The following is a 3,922-nucleotide window of genomic DNA, read 5'->3' as shown; positions in this document are numbered from 1 at the left end:
TGTGTAAAATCAGGGCGGATGAGTTTAAAAGGGCGTTGGCGCAGGTGGTTTTTGCAGCCGCAACCAGCGATACCCGGTTGGAGTTGGCGGGGGTCTTGTTTTTATTCAACGATAAAGAGCTGGTGTTAGCGGCAACGGACAGTTTTCGGTTGACGGAAAAAAAACTGAAGAACTTAAGCTTGACCGGTGATTTGGCCAACAAAAGATTTATCGTACCGACTAAGACCTTGCAAGAGGTGATTAGAATCTTGTCCGGCGGCAGAGATGGTGAGGCGGGCGATGAGATGGAGATTTATTTCAGTGAAAATCAGGTGTTGTTCGTTTATGGAACAACCGAGCTGGTTTCGCGGTTGATTGAGGGCAACTATCCTGACTACCAGCAAATAATCCCCGCGCAAAACAAAACTAAGGCGACTGTAAAGGTAGAAGAGTTGGTGCGAGCGGTTAAAGCCTCGTCCCTGTTTTCTAAGACGGGCATCAATGATGTAAATCTGGATTTTCCAAAAAATAAAACTAAGATGATGATTTCTGCCGCTTCAGGCCAGTCCGGAGAAAATATGGCCGAGGTGGAGGCGAAAATCAGCGGAGATGATAATTCTGTGGTGCTCAATTATCGTTACTTGTTGGATGGTTTAAATAATTTAAATGAACCATCGGCGGTGGTGATGATGGTGGACGGCAATACGCCCTGTATTGTCCGACCGGAGCTGGATGACAGTTATTTGTATATTATTATGCCGATTAAGCAGTAACTCTATGGCTCAGATTGTTTGGGATAATTCATTTAGTGTCGGAGTAAAGCTGATTGACGCTCAACACAAAAAGCTTTTTTCTATTTTGAATGAATTGGAGCTGGCGGTAAACAGTCGACGGGACGAAGACCCCGCTTTGTTAGAAAATATTGTGTATGCTTTACACGCCTATGTAGATTTTCATTTTGGAGAAGAAGAAAAATATTTTCAAAAATTTAATTATCAGGAAGCCGACCCACATCAGGCTGAACACAGGACTTACGAAGAAAAAATACAAGAATTTCATAAAAATTATTTGTCTAGTAAGGCGGGGCTTGCGCGTGAAATATTAACTTTTCTGCAAAACTGGATTCAAGGGCATATTAAAACAATAGATAAAAAATATACTAAATGTTTTAATGATCACGGATTGATTTAGTCTTTATAAAATTGAAAACGCTGCCAAGGCGCCTTGGTAGCGTTTTTTATAATCGTTTAACAAGCCGACAAAAAACATTATTGAACAGTCAGGCTCCGTTCCTCGGTTTTGGCGGTGTGGCCGTACCAGTCAAACGCCTCGGCCCAGAAAGTAATTTGGCCCTTGGGCGGAGTTTTTTTCCAGTAGCCGTTGGCGGTCACGCCCTCAATCGGCGCGATGGTCGCGGCGACCGCGCTGTCCGTGGAGGTGCCGGCGCGATAGTAGACAACAATTTTTGCGAGGCGAGGCTGGCTGAAAATTTCAAATTTTAATTCCAGCGGAAAGTCAATTTTATTAACCGCCAAACCATTGGTGGGTTGGGTTAAGCTGAAATTGATCGGTTCGTCAGTTGATCCAACCCTCGAGCTTTGCAGATTAAAACTTATTTTTTGTTCGGAGCAATTATCAACATCATCACACACCCGGACCGTCAGATCGTGGTAGCCGCCGGTTAAGAAAGACAGGTTTTTTTCCATGCCGAAGGGGTAGCTTGAGTTGACGAAATAGAGATTGCCGTCAAGATAATATTCGACGCGGCCAAGGCCGCGCGGCGCTGAGCCGTTGATACGGACTATAAGATTTTCGTTGACGGCTTGGCTGGCCAGCGGTTCTTCGATGGTGAAGGTCGGCTGATTTTCTTTTTTGTGGACATTGTCGTATGCGGTGGGCGGGGTGCCGGTGGCGGAGGTGCTGGAGCCGTGTTTTTTCAGCCAGCCCGCAACGGCATTTTCCCACAGAGCGAATTGCGGATCGTCAGCTGGGTTGGTTGGTGCCGGGCCGCGCGGGTCGTCTTTGTTGATATAATATAGAATATCGTGCGGGGCGGAAAATAATTTTTCTTCAATAAACGAGGGCGGGGTCAGGTCAGTGGCTATAAGGCCTGAGGCGCGGTCAATTTTAACAAGTCGCCCACCCGAGGTGTCGCCGTCAAGCACCGGTTTGCCGGTAATAATCGGCTCGGGCGCGGTGAAAGATTCAACCGACGAGTTGGCGAGCGCTCTGGCCATATAATCGCGCCAGATTGGCGCTGCCACCACGGAGCCGTCCGCGCCCCTTTTCATGGAGGTGAAGTCGTTGTTGCCCACCCAGACGCCGGTCACGAGCGATGGCGTAAAGCCGATGGTCCAGGCGTCTTTATAGTCGTTGGTGGTGCCGGTTTTGGCGGCCACCGGACGGCCGGGCAGGGTGAGATAGTTTTTTTCGCCAAAAATGTAGGCGCGGGCGGAGTTGTCGGACAGGATGCTGGTGGTCAGGCGGGCGATTTGCGGTTCCAATACTGTTTCTTCCTGCTCTTGGTATTCTTCCAGCGTTTTACCGTCCTGGTCTTCAATTTTTAAAATCGCGCTGGTCGGATGAAGCTTGCCTTCACGGGCGAAGGCGGAAAAAGCATTGGCATGTTCCAGGAGCCTCACCTCGCCGCCGCCCAAGACGAGCGACAAGCCGAAGCGATCGCGTGCTTTTAAAGTCGTGTAGCCGAGCTTGTCGGCCAGATCTAAAACGTTATTTATGCCGGTCAGATAAATCGCCTTGACCGCCGGGATATTTAAGGAGCCGGCCAGCGCCTTCTTAATAGTAACTGGGCCTCGTTCGCCCAAATCATAGTCATGCGGCTCATATTTTTTTGCCGGATCGGTGGAAAAATTAGTGACGACATCATAAAGCACGGTGTCTGGCGTGTAGCCCTTGATAAAGGCGGCCGTGTAAACAACCGGCTTGAAGGAAGAGCCGGGTTGGCGCGAAGCGGTTACTACGTTGTATTGGCCGTCAATTTTGTCGCTCCAATAGTCCTTGGAGCCGACCATGGCCAGGATCTGTCCCGTCTTCGGATCAAGGGAGACCAAGGCGGCGTTGGTCGCCTGATATTTTTCTTCGTTTTTTGCCGCATGCTCGGTGATTACCTCTTCGGCGATTTTTTGTTTGTCGTAATCCAGGGTAGTGATGATGGAGAGTCCGCCCGACTCCACCAGCTTATCGCCATATTTTTCCGAGGCGAGCTCTTTCACATACATCACAAAATGCGGCGCCAGCATCTGCTCGGTCGGTTTTTTGAAAGTAAGTTCTGCAATTTTGGCCGCCTCGGCCTCGTCTTGGCTGATGTAACCCTGTAGCGCCATTTGATCAAGAATATAATGCTGGCGGCCGATCAATAAATCTTTGTTCGGCCCGAAAGGCGAATAGCGCGAGGGCGCCTGCGGCAAGGCGGCTAAGATTGCCGCCTCGGCCAGGCTAATGTCTTTAATATTTTTTCCGAAATATTTTTGGCTGGCGGCTTCCACGCCGTAGGCGGTTGAGCCGTAAGGAATTTCATTCAGATAAAGTTGGAGCACCTCGTCTTTGGAGAACTTTTTTTCTAATTGATAAGCAAGAATCAGCTCTTTAATTTTTCTGGTGATGGTTTTTTCATTGGACAGCACCGCGTTTTTAATGAACTGCTGGGTGAGTGTGGAACCGCCGGCTTTTTGTTGCCGGAGTACATTCATTACTACCGTACGGAAGATCGCCCAAAGTGAAAAACCGCCATGTTTGTAGAAGTCTTTGTCTTCAATCGCAATAGTGGCGTTGCGTACGGTTAGCGGAATGTCGCTTAAAGGCACTAGCGTGCGTTTTTCATCGCCGTGAACCTCATAAAGAACAACCTTGCCGGTGCGGTCATAGATTTTGGTAGATTGTGCCACCTGGCGTTCCATCAGCTTATTGGGGTCAGGCAGATCGC

3 protein-coding genes are annotated in these 3,922 nt (G+C 48.9%); 2 read left to right on the top strand and 1 reads right to left on the bottom strand.

The annotated features are described in order from the left end of the window. The coding region (gene dnaN, locus WC903_09125) for a DNA polymerase III subunit beta (protein ID MFA5894106.1) at positions 1 to 752 on the top strand (752 nt) is incomplete at its 5' end. A 4-nt stretch (positions 753 to 756) separates the two neighbouring features. Then, positions 757 to 1,170 (top strand): bacteriohemerythrin, encoded by a 414-nt coding sequence (locus WC903_09120; protein MFA5894105.1) that lies wholly within the window; start codon positions 757 to 759, stop codon positions 1,168 to 1,170. Positions 1,171 to 1,247: 77 nt separating this feature from the next. Here WC903_09120 and WC903_09115 read toward each other — a convergent pair. Beyond that, positions 1,248 to 3,922: PBP1A family penicillin-binding protein (locus WC903_09115; GenBank protein MFA5894104.1), on the bottom strand; the 2,675-nt coding region annotated here is incomplete at its 5' end.

The organism is Candidatus Margulisiibacteriota bacterium (assembly GCA_041658645.1).
Lineage (GTDB): Bacteria > Margulisbacteria > WOR-1 > O2-12-FULL-45-9 > XYB2-FULL-48-7 > JBAZZV01.
Note: the sequence above shows the minus strand (reverse complement) of the source record. Positions and strands in the feature narration are given on the sequence as shown.

What these genes read in the sequence shown, in the direction of transcription:
- WC903_09120 (MFA5894105.1), top strand. Translation starts at nt 757, where the DNA reads ATGGCTCAGATTGTTTGGGATAATTCATTTAGTGTCGGAGTAAAGCTG.